Here is a 20854-nt window from a genome sequence, read left to right as displayed (position 1 = left end):
TGATATCGGCGGAGCCCATCAGCACGCAGAGCTTCATGCCTGCTGCGCCCGCCGGCGCTGCCGCCAGGCATAGGCCTCCGTCAACAGCCGGCCGGAGCGGAGATAGAGGGTCAGCGCCGGCCAGAAGGAACTTTCGAGCGCCTGACGCGGCCGGAGCAGCACGCCGGCCGAGTAGCGTAGCCTGGCGAGCAGCGGAGGCGCCGCGCAGCCGGTGAAGCCGGAAAGGCGGAAGACGCCGAAATTCTCCCGGTGCTTCGCTTGCAGCAGCCGGCGCGCGGCGGCATCCCAGGGGCGGAAGACCAGCGCGGCATGGCGGTCCAGCACGAAGTCGAGCCAGAGCCGTTCCGGCACGGCATAGCGCAGCCGCGCCCGCATCAGCGCCTCAGCGGCGCCTAGGACGCGCGCCGCCACCGGCGCGACTTCGCCCTGGAGATAGACGGCTTCCTCCGGCGCCTCATCCAGCCGCGGGACGACGCTGCCATCCGCGCCGCGGTCGTAGGAGAGTGCGCTGCCATGGTCCGCGCAGAGCAGGATTTCGAAGAGACTGCGGTTCTCCGCCAGCACGCGAAAGCCGGGGCTCTGGCCGCCTATGTCGGAAAACAGCAGACCCTGCTTGCGCTCCAGCGGTTGCCCCGCCGCCAACAAGCCTAGGTAGTAGCCCCGCACGGCCACCGTCGGTCCAAGCGCGGCGGCGACGAAGTCCTGAATGGTGCCCTTCCAGCCAACATCGACCAGAGCCAAACCGTCCCGCGCCAGGTCGGCGCCGAGTCCCGACATAGGCTCGCAGGTTGTCCTGCTGCGTCCGCCGCAGCGCCTCGTAGCTGCCGGTGAAGGCGGGCAGCGCGCGCAGCCGGCCGTAGCACTCGCTGGTCGGGAAATCGGCCTCCTCGTGGTCCAGCGTGGTGCCAGAGCTCGGCCGCCATCCGTGCGGCCGCGTCGTCCAGGATTCGCAGGCTGGCGAGGGATTCGCCGAGCGAAATACGCCGAGTACTGCCGGAACAGGCCGAGGAAATCCTCCTCCGGCAGCGGCCTGAGCGAGGCGATGAAGCAGGCCCGGCGCGAGGCCAGAAGGTAGTGGCAGGCGATGCGGTCCGGTCCGGCGAGGCCGAGCAGGTCCTGGTAGTGCTCGAACAGGCGCAGCAGCGGCTGACCTTCCCGCGCCAGGAAGAACAACTGCCGCTGGCCGTCGCGCCGCGCCGCGGCGTAGAGTCGCTCGACGAACAGCACCAGGCTCGGCGCCGCCAGCGCACCCCGCCGTCGAGATAGCGTGGCGTCCAGGGCGAGGCGGGCGATGGCCGGCGCGGTGGCCCGGCCTCCGGCCGCGCATAGAAGCCATGCTGCGCCCCGGCATCGAGCAGCAGGCTGCGGCAGCCGGCGGCTAGCGCCATGGCGCCGTCGGAATGCGGATTGTCGCCCACCATCAGCAAGTCCGCCGGGCGGATGCCGAGGCCCTGCAGCACCACGGGATAGAGCCGGCCGCTGCGCTTCGACGCCATGCGGTCGCAGGAGACGAAGAGCGGCAGGTCGCCCAGCGCGATGCCGCAGCCGTCCAGCAGCCGCCGCAGCTGGGTCTCGGGCAGGTAGAAGTCGCTGACCACGACGATGCGCCTGCCCCGCTGCCGCAGCTGATCCAGCGCCGCGACCGCTTCGGGCACAGGCTCCAGCACCTCCGCCTCGACCGCCATCTCGCAGGCGAGCAGGGCGGCGGCGAAACCGGCGACATCCTCGGGCAGGCCCGCTGTGCCGGCCGTGCGAAGCTCGGCATGGATTTCCCGCGCCAGGTCGTCGAAGCGGGATCCCAGCTCGCCATGCCGGTCGGCATTGGCGCGGCATAGCTCAGCCTCGATCCGGTGGCGCAGCGCATGCCAGAGTGCCGCGGCATCCACCGGCAGCGCCAGCCGGCGCGCCAGCCGGTCCAGCGACAGGCGCTTGACGTGCTCGGGCGTGATCGTGCGGCGCAGCAGTGTGTCGAAGATGTCGAAGGCGATCACCGGTGCGGCATCCGCGGCCAGCGCTTCGGCCAGGATGTCGAAGGGCAGCGCGGTGGTGGCCGGCGGCGGCGGGGCGGCGGCCCGGCGCAGCCGGTTGCGGATGCGCCAGCCCAGGCCGACGCGGCGCCGCGGCGCTGGTGGCGGAGCTTGCGGACATGCGGCGGCCTATTCCGCCGCCGCCAGCGCGAGTCGCTCCGGCACCTCGGGGTGGCTGTCCATGAGGCCTTGATAGGCCGGGCTGACATAGACGTTCACGCCCAGTGCCGCGCCGCGCCGCAGCGCCTCGCGCAGCTGCGGCACCAGGAGGTCCGGATAGAGCACCAGGTTGTCCTCGGACTGCACCACCTCATCGCCATCGATCAGGTGGATGATGTTGACGTGCCGCACCTGCAGTTCGGCGGCGAGGTCGATGAAGTCGGCGATCTCGCCGACATTCAGCCGCTGCGAGACGAAGTTGAAGTAGAGCTCGGGTGTCGCCTTGCCGCGCGCGGCCTTCACCGCCTGCAGGGTGCGGATGTTCTCCAGCACCCGATCGAAGCGGCTGCGGCGCATGATGGCCTCGGCCGTCGTCGCGGTTGCGCCGTGAAGCGAGACCGACATCATGTCGAGCCCGGCATCGACCAGTCGCTCGGCGAAGCTGCGCGACAGCGGCATGGCATTGCTGGTGATGGCGGTGAAGATGCCGCGGTCATGCGCGCGCCGCACCAGGGCAAAGATTTCCTTGTTCAGCAGTGGTTCGGCATAGGCGCCGACGAAATGCGCCGAGGTGACGTTGAGCCCGCCGGTCAGTGTCTCGAACTCTGCCAGCGTCAGCCGGTAGTAGGGATCGCGGCGCTCACCAAGGTCGTCGAACCTGATCGCCGGCGGGCACATGAGGCAGGAGACGTTGCAGCGGTTCAGCGTATTGAGGTCGACATAGATCGGCAGGTCCTTGCCGTCGACCAGCGCCTCCGGCACCCGCAGCGGTGTGCCCGGCGGCGGCGGCAGTGCCGGCTCAAGCTCCGGCAGCGGCAGCACTTGCAGGCGCAGCGCCGGCGCCTGCGCGCAATATTCGGCATAGCGCGGCGCGCGGCGCTGCAGCAGGTCGAGCAATTCGGGGCTGCGCAGCCCGGCACCCCAGGCATGCAGCGCGAGGTGCAGCTGGAACAGCCAGGCCGGTCCCTCGGTGCGGTATTCGCAGGCCTGGCAATAGGGTGTCAGCGCCTCCCCGGATAGCAGGGTGCGGCGGATGTGCCGGTACTTCTCGCCACGCCAGACGGTCTCCAACCCCGCTTCGCGGGCATTGCCCATATTCGTCTCGGCCCGGTAGTCGAAGATGCTCGAGGCCGAGCAGAGCCGGATGCTTCCATCCGGCTCCATGCTCGGCGTGGTGAAGGGCAGCATGCACATCTTCGTTCGCCGCTCGCCGAGGCCGGTGGCGCGCTGCTCCAGCATGGCGGTGAAGAAGCGGTCGAACTTCTCGGCCTTCGAGCGCCAGGTCCAGTCGGCGATGCGTACCAGGTTCTCGGCCGACAGGCGGGCGAAGAGCGCGGGCTCTGCCAGTAGCCGGCGCAGCGCCGCGGCCAGCGCGTCGATGCTGCGCTCGGCCAGGATGAAGGCCTGCTGCTCCGGCCCGAAGACCTCCGGAACCACGCCGACATCGGTGGTCACCACCGGCACGCCGCAGGCCATCGCCTCCAGCACCGGGTTGGGCGTGCCCTCGATCTCTGAGGTACAGACATAGACGTCGATCTTCGCGTAGTAGCCGACCATCGCGTCATGCGGGATGAAGCCATCCTGGCGGTCTGCGAGTTCCAGCCGGATCGGCAGGCCCTCGGCGCGCAACCGTCCGATCGTCGGGATCAGGATCGAATGCACGCCCTTCTTGTCACCGAGGAGGCGGCCCATTTGCTGTTGCCGACCCAGCCGACTACGACCTCCCGCCCGCCGACCGTGGCGAACCGGTCGAGGCCGATCGAGGTGAAAAAGCTCGGGCGAGACACCGTCCTCGATCACTGCGGCTGGGGCGCGCAGCCCGTCGAAGCCGCGGTAGAGCCGGTCGAGGCGTGCCGAGGAGACGGTGTAGCCGGCGGTCAGTTCGTTGAGGAGCGGCCGGCGCTCGGTGATCGCCTCGGGCGTCGCATGCAGGTGGTCGTAGACGCTGGTGGTGATGCAGGCGCGGCGGATGAAGTTTCGTTCGTACTCCGCATAGCTCAGGCCGAGGCGGGCGGCATAATCGGCCAGGGCATCGGAGCCGATGAGCATCAGGTATTCGCGCCAGAACACATGCACGAGGTCGTAGTCAGGGGCGACCAGCAGCAACTGGTTGATGCCGGAGGCGCCACCCGGCACGTAGCTGCTGGTACGTCCGCGCTCGAGCCAGCGCGCCTCCTCGATCCCGCCCAGCTCGGTCATCGGGATCAGGTCAGGTCGTACTTGTGGCCGAGGTGGCGGATGATCTGGCGGGCGATATTGGCGAAGGCCCAGATGCCGGTATCCGTGACCAGGGCGATCCGCCGCCGGGGCGGTGTCGGGGCAGCCACACTGCCGCTCTCCGTCACCGCGTCGGGGCCGGAATCCGCTGCTGCCGCTCGCGCGCCAACAGCCAGCTCTCCACCTCCTCGCCCCAGACCCGGAAGCCGTGCTTGGCTTCCAGGTGCCGCGCCGCGTCATGCAGTTTCCGGCGGGAGAAGCGGGCTCGCTCGTAGCTGCGGTCGCTCTCCGCCTCGGCCGCCGGATGGTCGTGCACGAAGCAGGCAAGCGCCGCGGATCCGACCTTCATGCCGCCGCGCCAGAGCCGCAGCGAGAAGTCGATGTCCTCGAAGCCGATGAACATGCCGTCGTCGAAGCCGCCCAGCGCCTCGAAGCTGTCGCGCCGTAGCAGGCTCGCGCCGCCGAACAGGAAGGAGCAGAGGAAGCCGTCCCCCGCGGGCCGCATCTCCTCGGCGGCCGCAATCGGTGCGCCGGGCGGCAGCAGGGTGCCGATGGTGAGCCGCGGCTGGCCGTCCTGGATCAGCGTCTGCAGCTGGCCGCCGAAGGCGTAGAAGGTGGCGCGGTCGGGGTTCAGCAGCGGCACGCTGAGGAAGTGGCAGCCCAGCACCGAGAGATCGCGCTGCAGGGCGGGGAAGGGGTCCGCCGTCAGGTAGATGTCGTTGTCGAGCGAGAGGATCCAGTCGGTCGTCACCGCCCGGAAGGCGCGGTTTCGGCCGCCGGCGACGCCGAGATTCTCGCCGAAGCGCAGGATGCGCCAGCGGCAGCGCAGCTCCGCCTGGCAGAAGGCCTCGAGCGCCGCCAGCTCGGCGGCGTCCGAGCCATTGTCGGCGACCAGGATCTCTCCGGCGAAATGCGGCACCTGCCCGACCAGCGACCGCAGCAGGCGGATCGACAGGCTGGCGCGGTTCATGGAGAGGAAGACGAGGGTGACGTTCCGCCCATCGGCGCCGAGATTGGCCTCGCCAGTCCGGGCGATGTCGGTGTCGAACCAATCGTAGCGCGCGTCGCTGTGGAAGCTGGTCTGGTACATCGCCATGGGCTTCCGTCGCGTCAGGACTGCGGGACGAAGCGGCGCAGCACCGGGCCGGCGACCCGGCGCATGCCGCGCCGCATGGGCGAGGGGATCATCTGGGCGAGGCGCCAGACCGGTCGCATGCGGGCAAAGATCCGCTCCCGCTCGGCGAGCAGGAAGGCGCGCTCCGCGACCAGTGCGGCATGCGCGGCGACCAGCGCATCATGGTCCCCCTGGCGGTCGAGGATGGCCCGCGATTCCGCCAGCTCGGCCGCGAGCGCCGTGGCATGCTCGCTCGCCTCGCGGCGCGCCGCCTCCAGCGCGGCGGATTGTTGCTGCGCTTCGGTGGCTGCCGCCTGCAGCCGTGCGACCGACTGCGTCAGGATGTCGTTTTCCTTCCGCAGCGCATGAAGCTGGACCCGCGCCAGCCGGCGATCCTGCTCGCCACGCTGCCCAGCCTCCTCCAGCCGGGTCTCGGTCTGGCGCAAGGACTCGGCTGTGCGCGCCAGCGCGGCCTCCACGGCGGCGAGTTGCGCGGCATGCTCCCGCTGCGCCTGGTTGCGCTGGTCCGCCGCCAGCTGCTGCTGGCCGCGCAGCGCGGCATCCGCCGTGTGCAGCGCCGCCTGCAGCCGGTTGCGCGCCGCCGTCTCGGTCGCCAACTGCCCGGCCAGGTCGCCGGCTTGCAGCATTGCCGCATATCGGTCCATCGAGAGCGGGAAGAGCGCTGCCCCCCGCGCCGTCGCCGCGCCCGGCCCCCAGACGCCCAGAAAGTAGCTGGCGCGGTCGGACGTCACCGCGTCCTGGCAGCCGGGTCGGCACAGGAAGGCGGCGGGTGAAGGCCGCGCATCGGCATAGTCGAGGCCGTTCAGCCCGGCCGCCGGCCCCTCGATCGGCAGCGTGGTGAAGCCGAGGGCGGCGCAGTGCCGAACGACCAAGCGTCTGCGGTGCCGAGGCACTCCTCGGCCAGGGCGCGGAACTCGGCGAAGCTGTACTTGCGGACGTGGTAGGGGTTCTGCTGGTTCGGCGGATAGTACCAATGGTCGTTGGGGCAGGAGAGGATGATCGTCCCGCCGGGTGCGCAGCGCCGCCGGAGCGCCTGCAGGAAGCCGACCGGGTCGCCCAGATGCTCGATGGTCTCGAGCGAGACGATGAGGTCGAACTGCGCATCACCCAGCAGGCCGTCCAGCGCGGCGGCATCGCCGGCCATGAGTTGCAGGCCGGAATGCGGGAAGTTCGCGGCCGCGGCCACCACCGCCTCGGCACTCGCATCGATGCCCAGCACCGCGGCGGCGCCGGCCTGCGCCATCAGATAGAGCGCCGTAGCCCTCGCCGCAGGCGATATCCAGCACCCGCTTGCCCGGGCAGAGCGCGAGCGCCCCGGCATAGCGGCTGACATGGATGGCCGCTTCGATCGGCTGGTAGGTCGCCGTGGCGGAGCAGGCGAGGCGTTCCATGCAGTTCTTGCCTTTCGGTCGCGGGGCCGCGGGCCAGTCACCGACTGGGATGACGGCCTCTCGGCGTGAAGACGGCCCGGGCCTGCCTGCCCGTTGCCTTGTCCTGAATACCATCGGTCAAGGCGCGGTCATGCCATGGCGATGCGTGGAGCGTTGGCGACGCCGCCGGGTGCGCGCGCCAGGTCCCGGTAGAGTTGATGATACTTCGCGGTTGTGGAGGCAATGGCATATTCGGCGGCCAGTGCCAGCCGCTTGCTGACGGCCGAGGGTGGACGCCGGCCGCCCGGCAGCGCGGGCCAGGCGGCCGCGATCGCTGCCGCCAGCGCGGTCAGGTCGCCTGGGGCGGCCAGCCAGGCTGTGTCCAGTACCAACGGCTCGACCGAGCCCACGCGCGTCGCCACAACCGGCAGGTCATTCGCCACCGCTTCCAGCGCCACCATCGGCAGCGCCTCGCCGAAGGCGGAGCCGATCACCAGCAGGTCCAGCGCCGACAGGACCGCCGCCATGTCACCGCGCGGGCCGAGCGGCAGCACCCGCAGACCTGGCTGGGCGCTGCCGAGGATACCGCCAAGCGCGGGGTTGCCGGCTTCGCAGCCACTGCCGGCGAGTACCCAGACGGCCTCGCGCCGACCCAGCTTGGCAAGCGCGGCGGCGATGCCGGCATGGTCCTTCTGCGGATCGAAGCGACCGATCGTGCCAATGGCGACCTGCGACTCCGTCAGGTTCCACATGGTGCGCAACCGGGCGCGGGCGGCGGGATCGAAGGCGAAGGCGGAAAAATCCACTCCGTTGCCGATCACCTGGCCAGGCCTCACCCGCATAGCCAAGCCGCTGCTCATGCCAGGCGCGGGCACCGTCCGCGCAGTAAACAATCCTGTCCGGTGAAACCCGAGAGCGGGCCGCCAAGCCGTGCCACCAGCCGCGTCAGCGGCTTAGTCCCGGCGCAAGGCAAGTTCGTGTTGTGGATCGACCAGACCAGCGGCGTGCGGCGCAGCGCGGGCAGACTGCCGGCCAGATTGCCGTGGTAGAGCCAGCACTGGACGATATCCGGTCCGAAGTCACGTGCCGCGGCCCGGGCTTGGTGCAGCGCCGCGAGCGAGATCTGGCCGCGAGCGAGGCCGAGCGGCACGATTTCCGCCGCGCCGAAGTCGAAAAAGGCGGGCTGATCGGTGAGGCTGATGATCCTGTGGTGAAGCAGGCGGGGCGTATGCCGTACCAGTTCAGCCAACAATCGCTCTGCGCCGCCTTGGCCGAGCGCAGGGATGAGATGGAGGACGCGAAGTGGCGCTGCCGGACCGGTAGGATCGGCCAGGCGACAGCCGTGCGGCGCCAGCCTCGGTGAGGTGAACCGCAAGGCGGCATCACTGCCGGCGAACGCGTTCACGGCTGTCGCCGGCCAACCGGCGAGACAATGCCCTTCGCAATAGTTGCTGGACAATAAAAAAAGACGCGAACATGGGGCATGGACGTCACACGTCTTGGTTGGCACCCCCGGTTTTATGGCGCTCAGCGGGATTTGTGGAATGAGAAAATCGTGATCTGGAACTGGTGCAATTTCGATTTAATGCGCGGATGTGGCGAATGGGTGCAGCCTTTCGAAATTTGGCCTCACGAGGAGGCGTCCCTGCTGACCTTAGCGAACATGTCTGCCTGACGTCGGTATGGGAGCGCCGTCGCGAAGTCGGAACGGCCACCGCTTGACGCTCCGCCGCCATGGCCGGCAGCCTCCCGCCGAGGCCGTCTGGATGAAGGCGGTGTCATCGTCCCGGGGAGATTGGCGCCATGAGCCATCTTCGTCGCCATGTCATGAGGCGGGCTGCCATCGTGCTGCTGGCCGGCATCGGCGCGGCGGATGCCCAATCCGCCGCGACCTGGCCGTCGCGCCCCATCCGCTTGGTAGTGCCCTTCGCCCCCGGTGGGCCGACCGATGTCGTGGCCCGCGTCCTGGCTTCGGGGTTGAGTGCTGCGCTCGGGCAGTGGGTGGTGGTCGACAACCGTCCGGGCGGCGGTGGCAATGTCGGCGTGGCGCATGTCGCCCGGAGCGCGCCTGACGGCACCACGCTGCTGGTCACCTCGACCGGCTTCGTGGTGAACCCCAGTCTGTTCCGCAATCCGGGCTACGACCCGGTGCAGGATTTCGCCCCGATCACCAGAGCTCGGCGCCTCGCCCAACGTGGTCCTGGCGCGGCCGGACAGCGGCATCGGCTCGATTGCCGCGCTGGTGGAGCGGGCGAAGGCGACGTCGGGCGGGCTGAACCTGGCCAATCCCGGCACCGGCTCGACCCCACATCTGACGGCCGAGCTGCTGCAGCTGCGGGCAGGCATCCAGTCCGTCCAGATCCCGCACAACAGCGCGGCGCTGGCGGTTCAGTCGCTGCTCTCGGGCACCACCTCGGTCGGCGTCACCGCGCTGCCGCCGGCGCATGCGCAGATCAAGGCCGGGACGCTGCGCGCCTTGGCGCTGACCGGCGAGGCGCGCTGGCCCGACCTGCCGGAGGTGCCGACCATGCTGGAGCTTGGCTGGGCCGGCTTCGTCTCCGAAACCTTCCAGGGCTTCCTGGCGCCGGCGGGCACGCCGCTGGCGATCATCGACCGCCTGGCGCGGGACGCCGCCGCAGTTCTGGGCGACCCGGTGATCCGCGGCCGCCTGCTGGCCGCCGGTTTCGCGCTGCGGCCGCAGTGGCCAGCGGCCTTGGCGGCGCGCATCGCCGCCGAGATGCCGCTATGGCGCGCACTGATCGAACAGGCGGGCCTGCAGCGCGAATGATGCGGTACCGCCGCGCCGGCGTCTCGCCGCGCGCCGGGACGCATGCGATGCTGCGCCATCCAAGGAGAGGGGAGTGGAATGACCATCAAGGGCAAGGCCTATATCGCGGGCGCCTTCGAGCACCCGACGCGGCTGGCGAAGGACAAGAGCGTCGCCCAGCTGCATGCCGAGAGCGCGCTCGGCGCCCTGCGGGATGCCGGGCTGACCAAGGCCGATGTGGACGGCTATTTCTGCGCCGGCGATGCGCCCGGGCTCGGTCCGCTGGCCATGGCCGACTACATGAACCTCACGCTGCGGCACCTCGACAGCACCGATGTCGGCGGCTGTTCATACCTCGCACATGTGGCCCATGCTGCGGAGGCGATCGCCGCGGGCAAATGCTCGGTGGCGCTGATCACTTTGGCCGGGCGGCCGCGGTCAGAAGGGCACTCCGGCGCGGTGCCGCGGGTACGCGGCGCCGATGCCCCGGACACGCAGTGGGATTCCCGACCGGCATCGCCACGGTGAACGCCTATGCCATGTGCGCGGCGCGGCACATGTACGAATTCGGCACCACCTCCGAGCAGCTCGCCTGGATCAAGGTCGCGGCCAGCCACCATGCGCAGCACAACCCGCATGCCATGCTGCGCGACGTGGTGACGGTGGAGCAGGTGGTGGCGAGTCCGCTGATCGCCACGCCGCTGCACCGGATGGATTGCTGCGTCGTCTCCGATGGCGGCGGCGCGCTGATCGTCACCTCGCCGGAGATCGCCAAGTCGCTCAAGCGGCCGCTGGTCAAGGTGATCGGCGCCGGGGAGAGCATGAAAGGCCAGATGGGAGGGGCGGTTGACTTGACCTATTCCGCCGCGGTGCGCAGCGGCCCGGCCGCCTTCGCCGAGGCGGGGGTGAAGCCGGCCGACATCAAGTATGCCAGCATCTACGACAGCTTCACCATCACCGTGCTGATGCAGCTTGAGGACCTCGGCTTCTGCGAGAAGGGCCAGGGCGGGAAGTTCGTCGCCGACGGCAACCTGATCTCCGGCGTCGGCAAGCTGCCCTTCAACACCGATGGCGGCGGGCTCTGCAACAACCATCCCGCCAACCGCGGTGGCATCACCAAGGTGATCGAGGCGGTGCGGCAGCTGCGCGGGGAAGCCCACCCGGCGGTGCAGGTGAAGGATTGCGACTTGGCGCTGGCGCATGGCACCGGCGGGCTGCTCGGCAGCCGGCATGGTGGCGCCACGCTGATTATGGAGAGGGAGTGAGAGACATGGCGAAGGAACGCTCCATCCCCGCGCCGCTGACCAATCCGGAGACCGAGCCCTTCTGGGCGGCGGCGCGGAGGAGCAAATTCCTCATCCGCGCCTGCACCGATTGCGGCAAGGCGCATTGGTACCCGCGCGCGATCTGCCCGCATTGCTTCAGCGACAAGACGGAGTGGAAGGAAGGCTCCGGTCGGGGCACCATCTACAGCGTCAGCGTCATGAAGCGCGCGCCGGAGGTCTATGCGGTGGCCTATGTGACGCTGGAGGAAGGCCCGACGATGATGACCAACATCGTCGACTGCGACTTCGACACGGTGGCGATCGGCCAAAAGGTGACGGTCACCTGGCGGCCGACCAAGGATGACGGGCCGCCTTACCCGCAGTTCAAGCCGGCTTGAGGAAGGGTTGGAGAGGGAAAAGTATTCCCTCCCCAAGCCCCACCCTTCCTTTTGTGGGCTTGGCACCCGCCGCGCGGCGAATGCCAGACTCACAAAAATAGAGGTCGGTCCAGGAAGGATACTTCCTCCCTGGCCTTGCCTTACTTGCTCAGCGCGAAGCCTTCGTACCCTTTGGCCGCGACGTCGTCGCAGATCTCGCGGTAGCGCGCCATGCCGCCGGCATAGGGCATGAACACGCGCGGTTTGCCCGGCACGTTGGCGCCGAGGTACCAGGAATGCCCGGCCTGCGGCAGCAGTGTGGCATTCGCCGCTTCGTTCACGTGGTCGACCCAGCGGTCCACCGCAGCTTGGTCTGGCTCGATCCGCGCCACGCCCTTCGCGCGAAGCGCGGCGATGCAGTCGGCGATCCACTCCGCATGCTGCTCGATGCAGACCGGCATATTGCAGAGGACGGAGGGGCTGCCGGGGCCGGTGATGGTGAAGAGGTTGGGGAAGCCCGCCACCTGCAGTCCGAGATAGGTGCGCGGGCCCGCCGCCCAGGCATCGCGCAGCGCGACCCCGTCGCGGCCGGTGATGTTCAGCCGGAGCAGCGGCCCGGTCATCGCGTCGAAGCCGGTGGCGAAGACGATGATGTCCAGCTTGTATTCGGTGCCGTCGCGCGACTGGATGCCGTCTGGGGTGATGCGCTCGATCGGGTTGGCGCGGACGTCGACCAGCGCAACGTTGTCGCGGTTGAAGGTCTCGAAATAGTCGGTGTCGATCGGCGGGCGCTTGGCGGCATAGGGATGGTCGATGTCGGCCAGCTTCGCCGCGGTGTCCGGGTCCTTGACGATGCTGCGGATCTTCGCCTTGAGGAATTCCGCCGCGGTGTCGTTCGCCGCCTTGTCCTGCAGCAGGTCGCGGAAGGTGGCGCGAAATTGCAGCCCGCCCTTCTCCCAAGCCGCCTCGTACAGCGCCCGGCGCTCCTCCTCCGTCACGTCCCAGGTGGAGCGGTCGGCGATGACGAAGGGATGGCCGTTCGGCGTCGACTGCGTGGTCGCGCGGATCGTTTCGTATTCTGCCGCACCCAATCCTTGAACTCGGCATCCAGAGGGCCATTGCGCGCCGGCACGCTGTAATTGGCGGTGCGCTGGAAGACGGTCAGGTGCTTTGCCGCTGCGGCGATGACCGGCACCGCCTGGATGCCGGTAGAGCCGGTGCCGATCTGGCCGACCCGCTGGCCTGTGAAGTCCACCCCCTCATGCGGCCATTGCCCGGTATGGTACCAGCGGCCCTTGAAGTCCTCGAGCCCCGGGATTTTCGGCACGTTGGCGGTCGAGAGGCAGCCGACCGCAGTGATCAGCCAGGTTGCGCTCAGCGTCTCGCCCGCCTCGGTGGTCACCTGCCAGCGGTTGCTCGCTTCGTCGTAGCGGGCGCCGGTGACGCGGGTGTCGAAGGCGATGTCGCGCTTCAGGTCCAGCCGGTCGGCGACCCAGTTCATGTAGCGCATGATCTCGGCCTGGCCGGGATAGCGCTCGGTCCACTCCCACTCCCGGTAGAGCTCGGGGGAGAAGGTGAAGCAGTAGGAATGGCTCTCGGAGTCGCAACGGGCGCCGGGATAGCGGTTCCAGTACCAGGTGCCGCCGACGCCGCCGCCCTGTTCCAGCACGCGGACCGAAAGGCCCAGCCGGTCGCGCAGCAAGTGCAGCTGGTACATCCCGGAGAAGCCGGCGCCGATGATCACGGCGTCGTAGGTGCTGCTCCCCGCGCCGGTGCGGGGAGCCTCCCGGGTCATGCTGTCGGGCATCGTTACCTCCGTTGCTTTGCCCGGGAGTCCAGCAGCGGCGGTGCCGGCGTGAACCCCGCCGGCTATTGGATGGTATACCCGCCATCCACCACCAGGTCGTGGCCCTGGATGAAGCTGCCCTCGGCGGTGGCGAGGAAGGCGATGGCCTCGGCGACTTCGGCGGGCTCGCCCATGCGGCCGAGCGGGACGCGGGCGGTCATTTGCTCGGTCCGGCCGGGGATGCGGCCATAACTCTCGATGTTGTACTGGGTGGCGATCGGGCCGGGGCTGACGGAGTTCACCTGGATGCCCTCCTTCGCCAGCTCGAAGGCCATGTTCTTCGCCAGTTGGATCAGTGCCGCCTTGGACATCCCGTAGAGCGCGTTGTCCTCCGCCGCGACCCGGCCCATCTGGCTGGCGACATGGATGATGCGGCCACCTCCTTGCGCCCGCATGGCCGCGAGCACCGCTTGGCTGGCGAAGAAGGCAGCGGCCAGGTTCACCTCGAGCAGCCCGGTGAAATCGGCTCGGGTGAAGGTGCCGAAGGGCTTGCGGCAGCGGATGCCGGCATTGTTCACCAGCACGTCTACCCGGCCGAAGCGGGCGAGAGCGGCCGCGACCATGGCCTCCGCCGCGCCCGCGACGCTCAGGTCGAAGACGGCACTCGCGGCCTCCGGCGCGCCGGCGCCGCGGCATCCGGCCTCGGCCGTGGCCAGCTCCTCTGCCGTGCCCTCCGCCACGAGGAACAGCGTCAGGCCCTTGGCGGCGAGGGCGAGCGCAGTTTCCCGCCCGATCCCGCGCGAGGCGCCGGTGACCAGCGCGACCCTCATTCCACCGTCACTCCGGTCTCGCGCACGATATCCACCCAATTGCGCCGGTCCTCCATCCAGTAGTCGTGCATGGCCTCGGGCGGACCGGCCAGGTTTTCGTGCCCGGCCTCGTCCATCCGGCGGCGGATCTCGGGGCTCAGCAGCCAGCGGTTGGCTTCGGCATTGATCTTCTCCACGAAGGAGCGGGGCAGGCCGGCGGCGCCCCAGAGGCCGAACCAGACATCTTCGTTCATGCCGGGAAAGCCTTCCTCGGCCAGGGTCGGGACCTCGGGCATCTGCCTCGGCCGGCTGCGGCCGGTGGCCGAGAGGCCGCGCAGCCGCCGTTCGCGCATGAAGGCGCCGGGATTACCGATATTGTCGAAGATGTAGTCGCTCTCGCCCTGCGACACCGCCAGCACGGCGGAGGGGCCGCCGCGATAGGGGATGTGCACGCGCTGGAAGCCCGCGCGCAGGTGGAAGCGCTCGGCCATCATGTGGCCGACGCTGCCGATGCCGACGCTGGCCATGTTGACGCCCTGTGGGCGCGCCTTGGCCCAGGCGACGAATCCCGCCGTGGTCCTCGCCGGGATGGCGGGGTTGATGATCAGCAGCATGGGGTAGTGGTAGAGCCCGGCGATGGCGACGAAGTCGCGGACGGGGTCGTAGGGCGAGGCCGCGCAGCACCAGCGGCGCCACGACATGGGAGGTGTTGGAGGTGAACATCAGCGTCCAGCCATCCGGCGGCGCCTGAGCGACGGCGGCGGTGCCGATGGTGCCGGTGCCGCCGACCCGGTTCTCGACCACGAAGGTGCCGCCGAAGGCGCGCGTGAAATGCTCCGCCAGCAGGCGGGCATAGACATCGGCCGGGCTGCCGGCCTGGCTGGGCTGGATGATGCGCACCGGCCGATTGCCCGGCCAGTCCGCCTGCGCCCGGGCGATCGCGGGGGCGACGAGGGTCAGCGCGGTGATCAGCGACCGGCGCCGCATCGCCGCCTCAGCCACCGAGGAAGGCGCGGAACTGCGCCACCGCGAAATCCGGCCGTTCCCGCACCGAGGCATGGCCGGCCATTGGCACCTCGACCACGCCCTGGCTGCCGGGGATGTTGGCGTGCATCCAGGCGGCGGCCTCCTTGAAGGCGGCGCGCTCCTCGGAACCGAGCATGACCAGGGTCGGCGCGGTGATCCGCTTTGCCTGCTCCCGCGCATCGACCATGGCGAGCCATTCGCAGGCCAGGGCATAACCTTCGCCGCTGCAGGCCTCGAAGACCTCCCGCACGTGGCGGACATTCGGACCATCCTCGGCGACGCTGCCAGGCGTGAAGAACACGCCCATCAGCATGGGGATGAGGGCGGCGACGCCCTTCTCCCGCGCGATGCCGGCGCGGACCGGCCAGTTGGCGCGGCTCTCCTCGTTGTAAAGGGGCGTGCAGTCGCAGAGGATGAGCCGGTCGACCATCTCCGGATGGGTGCCCGCGAAATGCTGCGCCAGGCTGCCGCCCATGGAGATGCCGGCGAGGTGCGCCCTGGCGATCCCCTCCCGCTGCATCAACGCTTTCAACTGGGCGGTGGTCTCGTCCTGGCCATACTGGCCGGCGGGGAGGGGTGTCGGCATGGCCGGGCAGGCTATAGGCGATCAGCTCGTAGCGGTCGCACAACGGCTCCAGCACGTCCCAGAAGCGCCAGCTCTGGCCCAGGCAATGGATCAGCACCAAGGGTTCGCCCTTGCCGCGGCGGTGGACGGTGACCTTGCCGCTATCCAGCGGCTTGGGGTTCCAGTGCATGGATCATTCCTTCCCTGCGGCACGCGCCGCCTTTGTGGGGAGGATGCGGCAGCGACGCCGGACCGTCACCCACCCCGCCAATGCACAAGACCTGTTCCGTCATGTCCGAAATGGTCCTGCATTCCCGGACTGCGGGATTTCGGACCGATCGGCACGGGAGAACTTGCCGATTGAAGCCTTTCCTTCCGTGCCTGGCATCCCCAGGATGGAGGGCTGAAGAAACGGTCCCAGGGAGCCAGGAATGCAATTCGGTCTGTTCGGGGGCGCCCGGACCAAGCGCAGCGTCGGCATCGAGGACAGCCAGGGCTACCAGAGCTTCATCGACTACGTGATGGAAGCCGACCGCCTGGGCTTCCGCCATATGTTCATGGTGGAGCACCACTCGACCGGACAGGGCCAGGTCTCGGCCTCCATGACCCTGCTGGCCTATCTCGCCGCCAAGACCCAGCAGATCCGGCTCGGCACCGCCGTCGTCGTGCTGCCCTGGCACAACCCGGTGCTGGTCGCCGAACAGGCGGCGACGCTCGACCTGCTGACCGGCGGGCGGTTCGACTTCGGCGTCGGCAAGGGCTACCGCAAGGCGGAGTTCGACGCCTTCTGCATCCCGCTCGAGGAAGCCTCCGAGCGCTTCGACGAGGCTATCGAGGTCATCCGCAAGGCCTGGACCTCCGAGGAGCGCTTCTCCCATCACGGCAAGCGCTGGAACTTCGAAAACATCCTGGTCGAGCCGGCGCCGCTGCAGCAGCCGCACCCGCCGCTCTGGCTGGCCGCCGGCAGCCCGGACAGCATCCGCCGCGCGGCGCGGGAGGGCTTCAACCTGCTGCTCGACCAGCTCGCCTCGGTCGAGCAGATCGGCGAGCGCATCGCGCTGTACCGCGCCGAGTGCGAGGCGGCGGGCCGCGCCTACCACGCCAACATGGTCGGCACCGCGCGTGCGCTGCAGATGATCCATTCGGAGGAGGAGCGCCAGGCGGCCTTCGACACGCGCAAGCGCGTCGTCGGCGTCATCGGCGACCTGGCCCGCGGCAAGCTGGCCGACCGGGTCGAGGAAGATACCGCGCCGCTGCTCGGCACGCCGGACGAGATCATCGCCCGGCTGAAGCAGCTGGAAGCGCTGGGCGCCACCAACATCCTGCTGGTCGATCCCAACGCCTCCCCGGCCAATCTGCGCGCCTTCGCGCGCGAGGTCATGCCGGCCTTCGCGCCCGGCCTGCAGGCCGCGGCCGAATAGCCCGGCGCCTGGACAGGCGACGGCCCGCACCGCAGGGTGCGGGCCGTTTTCAATTGGGGAAGGAAAGCCATATGGCCCGCTTGGCACCGAAGACGCGCGAGACGCTGGACGCGGCGCAGCAGGTGGTCTGGGACCGCATCGCCTCCGGCGCCCGCGGCGGCGTCGGCGGACCCTTCCTGCCGCTGCTGACCAGCGCCGAGCTCTGCGCCCGGGTCGAGCAGGTCGGCGTCTTCATCCGCTACGAATGCAGCGTGCCGATGCGGCTGCGCGAGCTGGCGATCCTGTTCGTCGGCCAGCACTGGAAGGCGGAATACGAGTGGTACGCGCATGCGCCGATCGCGGCGAAGCAGGGCGTGCCGGAGGCGGTGATCGCGGCGATCGGCGGCGGTGCCGATGACATCCCCTTCGACGCCGAGCCGGATCGCGTGGTCGCGGCCTTCGTGCAGAAGCTGCTGCGCACCGGCCGGGTCGGCGATGCGGCCTTCGACGCGGCGAAGGCGCTGCTGGGCGAGAAGGGGACGGTCGAGCTGACCGGCCTCGTCGGCTATTACAGCCTGCTGGCGATGCAGCTGAACGTCTTCCAGGTGGCGCCGCCGCCGCCCTTCGAGGCGCCGTGGAAGTAGGCTCACCCCGTCCGGGTGATCTGCACTAGGAAGTCGATCAGCGCCCGCAGCTTGGCCGGCACGTGCCGCTGCGCCGGATACAGCACCGAGACAGGCGCGCCGTCCTGCGCGTAATCCTGCAGGATGGCGCGGACGTCGCCGCGCTCGAGGTCCTTGCGGTAGAGCCACCAGGTGCCCTGGGCGATGCCGGTGCCGGCCACCGCCGCCTCGCGCAGCGCGTCGCCGCTGTTGATCACCGCATTGCCGCGTACCCGGACAGTGAAGGGGCGGCCATCGGCGCCGCGGAAGCCCCATTCCGGGCCGAAGCGGCTGATCAGGCAATTGTGGTCGCGCAGGGCTTCCGGCGCCTGCGGCTCCCCATGCTTCGCCAGGTAGCGCGGCGCCGCCACCGTCACCTGCGCGCCGCGGGTCAGCAACCGGGTGGTCAGGCGTGAATCGGTGATGCTGCCGGTGCGCACCGCTAGGTCGTAGCCCTCGGCGATCAGGTCGACCGGGCCGTCGCTGAAATGCAGCTCCAGGCCGATCTCGGGGTAGCGTTCGAAGAAGGCTGGCAGCTCCGGCATCAGCGTGACGCGGCCGAAGCTCAGCGGCACCACCGCGCGGATGCGGCCGCGCGGCACGGCGCTGCCGCGGGTCAGCGTGACCTCGGCATCCTCTAGCTCCGCCAGGATCTGCACGCAGCGTTCGTAGAAGCCCTGGCCGTCATCCGTGGTGCGCAGCCGCCGCGTGGTGCGGGTGAAGAGCTGGGTGTTCAGCTCGTCCTCCAGCCGGGCGATGGTCTTGGTCACCGCCGAGGGCGAGAGGCCCAGCTTCTTCGCTGCCGCGGTGAAGCCGCCCTGCTCGACGACGCGGGCGAAAACCGACAGCGCCATGGATTTGTCCATCTCAGGCGAGCAGCGCCATGAGCCGGCCGAGGTCCGGCGCGTCCTCCAGAGCCCAGATCGCCGCGATCTGGGCCGCTGCCCGATCGGCGCAGCCGCCGAGCCCGGCATTCTCGTGGTACTTGGCTTCCAGTTCGGCATCGGTCAGCGGCTTGGCCTCCGATCCGCGCGGGGTGACGACCGTGGTCTCCTCCTTCCGCCCATTCGGCAGCCGGACGGTCACCCGCGCCGCGCCGCGCGGCAGCTTGTCGTCGAGCACCGCGGTCACCCTCGCGCGGAAGCCGGCGAGCGCCGGGTCGTCCACCGCCGCCTGCTCGAAATCCGCGACGCCGGCCCGGCCGCGCAGCAGGCCGAGCGCGGCGCTGTGGTGGATGCTGACGCGGCTGTCGCGCGCATTCCGCACCACCCGGTCGCCCCGCGCCAGCAGCAAGGCGTCGCCAGCGACGGTGACGGCCTCGATCGCCTCCGGCGGCACATCCAGCCGGGCGCGCAACTCCAGGCAGGCGTCGATCACCGCATGGAAGACGATGCCTGCAGGATAGGGCTTGTAGGTGTTGCGGCGGATCTCCCAGCGCGTGCCGAGCCCCTCGGTGATGGCCGCCATCTCGGCGGCGTCGCCGGTTGCCCGCGCCCAGCCGAGCGGTCCCTCGATCGCCGCCGGCGCAGCGTCGTAGCCTTCCGCCGCGAACAGCGCCGCCAGGAGGCCGTGCCGCGCAGCATTGCCGACACTGACATTCTTCGCGGCACTCGGCAGGTTCTCGACCGTTCCGGCTGCCTCGCTGCTGGCGATGCCGATGGCATGCGCGACCTGATCGGCAGAAAGCCCCAGCATGCGCGCGCTGCCCGCCGCCGCGCCGAAGGCGCCGCAGGTGGAGGTGATGTGCCAGCCCCGCGCATAATGCCCGGGGGAGACGGCATTGCCGATCCGGCAGGCGACCTCACCGCCGAGCAGGAAGGCGTGCAGCATGGCGGCACCGGACAGGCCGCGCTGCTCGGCCAGGGCGAAGATCGGCGGCGCCACCGGCGCGGCGGGGTGGATGACAGTGTCGAGATGCGTGTCGTCATAGTCCAGCAGGTTCGACGCGACCGCATTGACGAAGGCCGCGCCCATCGGATCCAACCGAATGCCCTGGCCGAAGACCGTCGCCGCCGGCCTGCCGCCGAGCCCCCGCATCACCCGCAGCGCCGACTGGACCGCCGGGTCGCGCGCCGTGCCCAGCGCGCAGCCGATATGATTCAGGATCGCGCGCTTTGCCTCGTGCCGCAACGCGGCCGGGATATCGCGCCAGTCGGAGGCGGCGACGAAGCGGCCGAGCGCCTGGGCGGCTGTGGGATCGGGCATCGGGTCTGCCTCGTTGTTCCTGGACCGGGACGGCATAGCCGATCGGGCGCCGGCCGCCAGCCCTTTCCGCCAGCACCGGGGCGTGGAATGAATGCGCCGAGCGGGAGGACATCATGACCATGCGACGACGCGGGCTGCTCGCGGCGCTGGCAGCGCTGGCAGCGCCGGCCCTGGCGCAGGCGCAGCCGGCCTGGCCCAGCCGGCCCATCCGCCTGCTGATCCCCTTCCCGCCGGGCGGCACCACGGACATCCTCGGCCGCTACCTCGCGCCGCCGCTCTCGGCCGCCTTCGGCCAGAACGTGGTGGTGGAGAACCGCACCGGCGGCAACGGCGCGGTCGCCATCGTCGAGATGACGCGCGCCGCGCCGGATGGGCATACCATCTGCATGAGCATCAGCACGCTGATTACCCAGGCGCTGCTGACCAAGCAGCCCTACGATCCGATCGCCGACGTCACGCCGATCCTGCACCTGGCCAATGTCGGCAACATCGTCGTGGTCAACCCGGCGCTGCCGATCCGCAGCCTGGCCGATCTCGTGGCCTATGCGAAGGCAGATCCGGGGCGGCTTTCCTACGGCTCGCCCGGCATCGGCAGCTCGGTGCACCTCTCGGGCGAGCTGTTCTCCCAGGCCGCCGGCATCCAGATGGTGCACGTGCCCTATCGCGGCGGCGGACCGGCATTGGCCGACCTCGTCGCCGGCAACATCCAGCTGATGTTCGGCAATGCCAGTTCGACCCTGCCCTTCGTCCGCGGCGGCTCGGTGCGGCCGCTGGCGGTGACCGCGGCCAACCGCCAGGCCTATGCGCCGGACCTGCCGACCATCGCCGAGTCCGGCTATCCCGGCTTCGCGGTGGTCGAGTGGTACGCGATGATCGGCCCCGCCGGCATGCCGCCCGCGGTGGTCGACCGCATCAACCGCGAGATCATGGCGATCGTCGGCACGCCCGAAGGCCGGGCCAAGCTGCTCGACTTGGGGGCGGAGGTGGTGGGCGGCTCGCCGGCCGAGTTCGGCGCCTTCCTGCGCGCCGACCTGACCCGGACCGAGACGCTGATCCGGGATGCCAACATCAAGGCGGAGTAGGG

The 20854-nt window shown here is 69.9% G+C and carries 23 protein-coding genes and 2 pseudogenes; 8 read left to right on the top strand and 17 right to left on the bottom strand.

What is annotated here, in order from left to right; all coding sequences use genetic code 11:
* Window positions 1-33: 33 nt before the first annotated feature.
* The 9 genes from ACQ86J_RS02995 to ACQ86J_RS02955 form a co-directional block, all read right to left on the bottom strand.
* A complete protein-coding gene (locus ACQ86J_RS02995; protein WP_431269971.1) occupies window positions 34-672 on the bottom strand; it encodes a hypothetical protein in 639 nt (212 codons plus the stop codon).
* Entirely contained in the window at window positions 648-1991 is a 1344-nt protein-coding gene (locus tag ACQ86J_RS02990) for an HAD family hydrolase (protein WP_431269970.1), read from the bottom strand. The genes ACQ86J_RS02995 and ACQ86J_RS02990 overlap by 25 nt, the downstream gene beginning before the upstream one ends.
* A gap of 165 nt (window positions 1992-2156) precedes the next feature.
* Complete coding sequence (locus ACQ86J_RS02985) at window positions 2157-4385, bottom strand: glycosyltransferase (protein WP_431269969.1); 2229 nt, start codon at window positions 4383-4385, stop codon at window positions 2157-2159.
* A 5-nt stretch (window positions 4386-4390) separates the two neighbouring features.
* Complete coding sequence (locus ACQ86J_RS02980; RefSeq protein ID WP_431269968.1) at window positions 4391-4513, bottom strand: hypothetical protein; 123 nt, start codon at window positions 4511-4513, stop codon at window positions 4391-4393.
* A 14-nt stretch (window positions 4514-4527) separates the two neighbouring features.
* A complete protein-coding gene (locus ACQ86J_RS02975; RefSeq protein WP_431269967.1) occupies window positions 4528-5499 on the bottom strand; it encodes a glycosyltransferase family 2 protein in 972 nt (323 codons plus the stop codon).
* A 14-nt stretch (window positions 5500-5513) separates the two neighbouring features.
* Complete coding sequence (locus tag ACQ86J_RS02970; RefSeq protein ID WP_431269966.1) at window positions 5514-6410, bottom strand: hypothetical protein; 897 nt, start codon at window positions 6408-6410, stop codon at window positions 5514-5516.
* Window positions 6341-6781, bottom strand: a complete 441-nt coding sequence (locus tag ACQ86J_RS02965) for a class I SAM-dependent methyltransferase (protein WP_431269965.1) — start codon at window positions 6779-6781, stop codon at window positions 6341-6343. Before ACQ86J_RS02965 ends, ACQ86J_RS02970 begins: the two co-directional genes overlap by 70 nt.
* A gap of 276 nt (window positions 6782-7057) precedes the next feature.
* Window positions 7058-7768 (bottom strand): glycosyltransferase, encoded by a 711-nt coding sequence (locus ACQ86J_RS02960; protein WP_431269964.1) that lies wholly within the window; start codon window positions 7766-7768, stop codon window positions 7058-7060.
* On the bottom strand, window positions 7765-8313 hold the full coding sequence (locus ACQ86J_RS02955) for a glycosyltransferase (protein ID WP_431269963.1): 549 nt from the start codon (window positions 8311-8313) through the stop codon (window positions 7765-7767). The genes ACQ86J_RS02960 and ACQ86J_RS02955 overlap by 4 nt, the downstream gene beginning before the upstream one ends.
* A 398-nt stretch (window positions 8314-8711) precedes the next feature.
* Here ACQ86J_RS02955 and ACQ86J_RS02950 point away from each other — a divergent pair.
* The 5 genes and pseudogenes from ACQ86J_RS02950 to ACQ86J_RS02930 form a co-directional block, all read left to right on the top strand.
* A pseudogene (locus ACQ86J_RS02950) lies at window positions 8712-9023 on the top strand (Bug family tripartite tricarboxylate transporter substrate binding protein); the annotation flags it as partial.
* 79 nt (window positions 9024-9102) lie between these two features.
* A complete protein-coding gene (locus ACQ86J_RS02945) occupies window positions 9103-9696 on the top strand; it encodes a Bug family tripartite tricarboxylate transporter substrate binding protein (RefSeq protein WP_431269962.1) in 594 nt (197 codons plus the stop codon).
* Window positions 9697-9774: 78 nt separating this feature from the next.
* Window positions 9775-10203, top strand: a complete 429-nt coding sequence (locus ACQ86J_RS02940) for a hypothetical protein (RefSeq protein WP_431269961.1) — start codon at window positions 9775-9777, stop codon at window positions 10201-10203.
* Window positions 10173-10940 carry a thiolase domain-containing protein gene (locus ACQ86J_RS02935; protein ID WP_431272716.1) on the top strand — a complete coding sequence of 256 codons (768 nt, stop codon included), beginning with the start codon at window positions 10173-10175 and terminating at the stop codon, window positions 10938-10940. Before ACQ86J_RS02940 ends, ACQ86J_RS02935 begins: the two co-directional genes overlap by 31 nt.
* A 5-nt stretch (window positions 10941-10945) precedes the next feature.
* On the top strand, window positions 10946-11338 hold the full coding sequence (locus ACQ86J_RS02930) for a Zn-ribbon domain-containing OB-fold protein (RefSeq protein WP_431269960.1): 393 nt from the start codon (window positions 10946-10948) through the stop codon (window positions 11336-11338).
* A gap of 140 nt (window positions 11339-11478) precedes the next feature.
* Here ACQ86J_RS02930 and ACQ86J_RS02925 read toward each other — a convergent pair whose 3' ends face one another.
* The 6 genes and pseudogenes from ACQ86J_RS02925 to ACQ86J_RS02900 all read right to left on the bottom strand — a co-directional run bounded on the left by ACQ86J_RS02925 (window position 11479) and on the right by ACQ86J_RS02900 (window position 15524).
* A complete protein-coding gene (locus ACQ86J_RS02925; RefSeq protein ID WP_431269959.1) occupies window positions 11479-12408 on the bottom strand; it encodes a flavin-containing monooxygenase in 930 nt (309 codons plus the stop codon).
* A complete protein-coding gene (locus ACQ86J_RS02920) occupies window positions 12312-13124 on the bottom strand; it encodes a flavin-containing monooxygenase (RefSeq protein WP_431269958.1) in 813 nt (270 codons plus the stop codon). Before ACQ86J_RS02920 ends, ACQ86J_RS02925 begins: the two co-directional genes overlap by 97 nt.
* A 62-nt stretch (window positions 13125-13186) precedes the next feature.
* Window positions 13187-13933 (bottom strand): SDR family NAD(P)-dependent oxidoreductase, encoded by a 747-nt coding sequence (locus tag ACQ86J_RS02915; protein ID WP_431269957.1) that lies wholly within the window; start codon window positions 13931-13933, stop codon window positions 13187-13189.
* On the bottom strand, window positions 13930-14613 hold the full coding sequence (locus ACQ86J_RS02910) for a Bug family tripartite tricarboxylate transporter substrate binding protein (protein ID WP_431269956.1): 684 nt from the start codon (window positions 14611-14613) through the stop codon (window positions 13930-13932). The genes ACQ86J_RS02915 and ACQ86J_RS02910 overlap by 4 nt, the downstream gene beginning before the upstream one ends.
* 28 nt (window positions 14614-14641) lie before the next feature.
* Window positions 14642-14899: pseudogene (locus ACQ86J_RS02905) on the bottom strand (Bug family tripartite tricarboxylate transporter substrate binding protein); the annotation flags it as partial.
* Between the two features lie 7 nt (window positions 14900-14906).
* Entirely contained in the window at window positions 14907-15524 is a 618-nt protein-coding gene (locus tag ACQ86J_RS02900) for an alpha/beta fold hydrolase (protein WP_431269955.1), read from the bottom strand.
* Between the two features lie 410 nt (window positions 15525-15934).
* Here ACQ86J_RS02900 and ACQ86J_RS02895 point away from each other — a divergent pair, with 410 nt between their 5' ends.
* Together ACQ86J_RS02895 and ACQ86J_RS02890 are read left to right on the top strand one after the other, a co-directional pair.
* Window positions 15935-16924, top strand: a complete 990-nt coding sequence (locus tag ACQ86J_RS02895) for an LLM class flavin-dependent oxidoreductase (RefSeq protein WP_431269954.1) — start codon at window positions 15935-15937, stop codon at window positions 16922-16924.
* Between the two features lie 71 nt (window positions 16925-16995).
* On the top strand, window positions 16996-17547 hold the full coding sequence (locus ACQ86J_RS02890) for a carboxymuconolactone decarboxylase family protein (protein WP_431269953.1): 552 nt from the start codon (window positions 16996-16998) through the stop codon (window positions 17545-17547).
* 2 nt (window positions 17548-17549) lie between these two features.
* On the opposite strand, the gene ACQ86J_RS02885 is transcribed toward ACQ86J_RS02890, so the two are convergent.
* Together ACQ86J_RS02885 and ACQ86J_RS02880 are read right to left on the bottom strand one after the other, a co-directional pair.
* The gene (locus ACQ86J_RS02885) at window positions 17550-18431 is read right to left on the bottom strand and encodes a LysR family transcriptional regulator (protein WP_431269952.1); all 882 of its coding nucleotides are present in this window, start codon (window positions 18429-18431) and stop codon (window positions 17550-17552) included.
* A 1-nt stretch (window position 18432) separates the two neighbouring features.
* Complete coding sequence (locus ACQ86J_RS02880; protein WP_431269951.1) at window positions 18433-19770, bottom strand: MmgE/PrpD family protein; 1338 nt, start codon at window positions 19768-19770, stop codon at window positions 18433-18435.
* A gap of 113 nt (window positions 19771-19883) precedes the next feature.
* Here ACQ86J_RS02880 and ACQ86J_RS02875 point away from each other — a divergent pair, with 113 nt between their 5' ends.
* On the top strand, window positions 19884-20852 hold the full coding sequence (locus ACQ86J_RS02875; RefSeq protein ID WP_431269950.1) for a Bug family tripartite tricarboxylate transporter substrate binding protein: 969 nt from the start codon (window positions 19884-19886) through the stop codon (window positions 20850-20852).
* Window positions 20853-20854 lie beyond the last annotated feature (2 nt).

Source organism: Dankookia sp. P2, assembly GCF_050632255.1.
Lineage (GTDB): Bacteria > Pseudomonadota > Alphaproteobacteria > Acetobacterales > Acetobacteraceae > Paracraurococcus.
The sequence above is the reverse complement of the archived record's forward strand: the minus strand, read 5'-3'. Positions and strand labels throughout refer to the sequence as shown.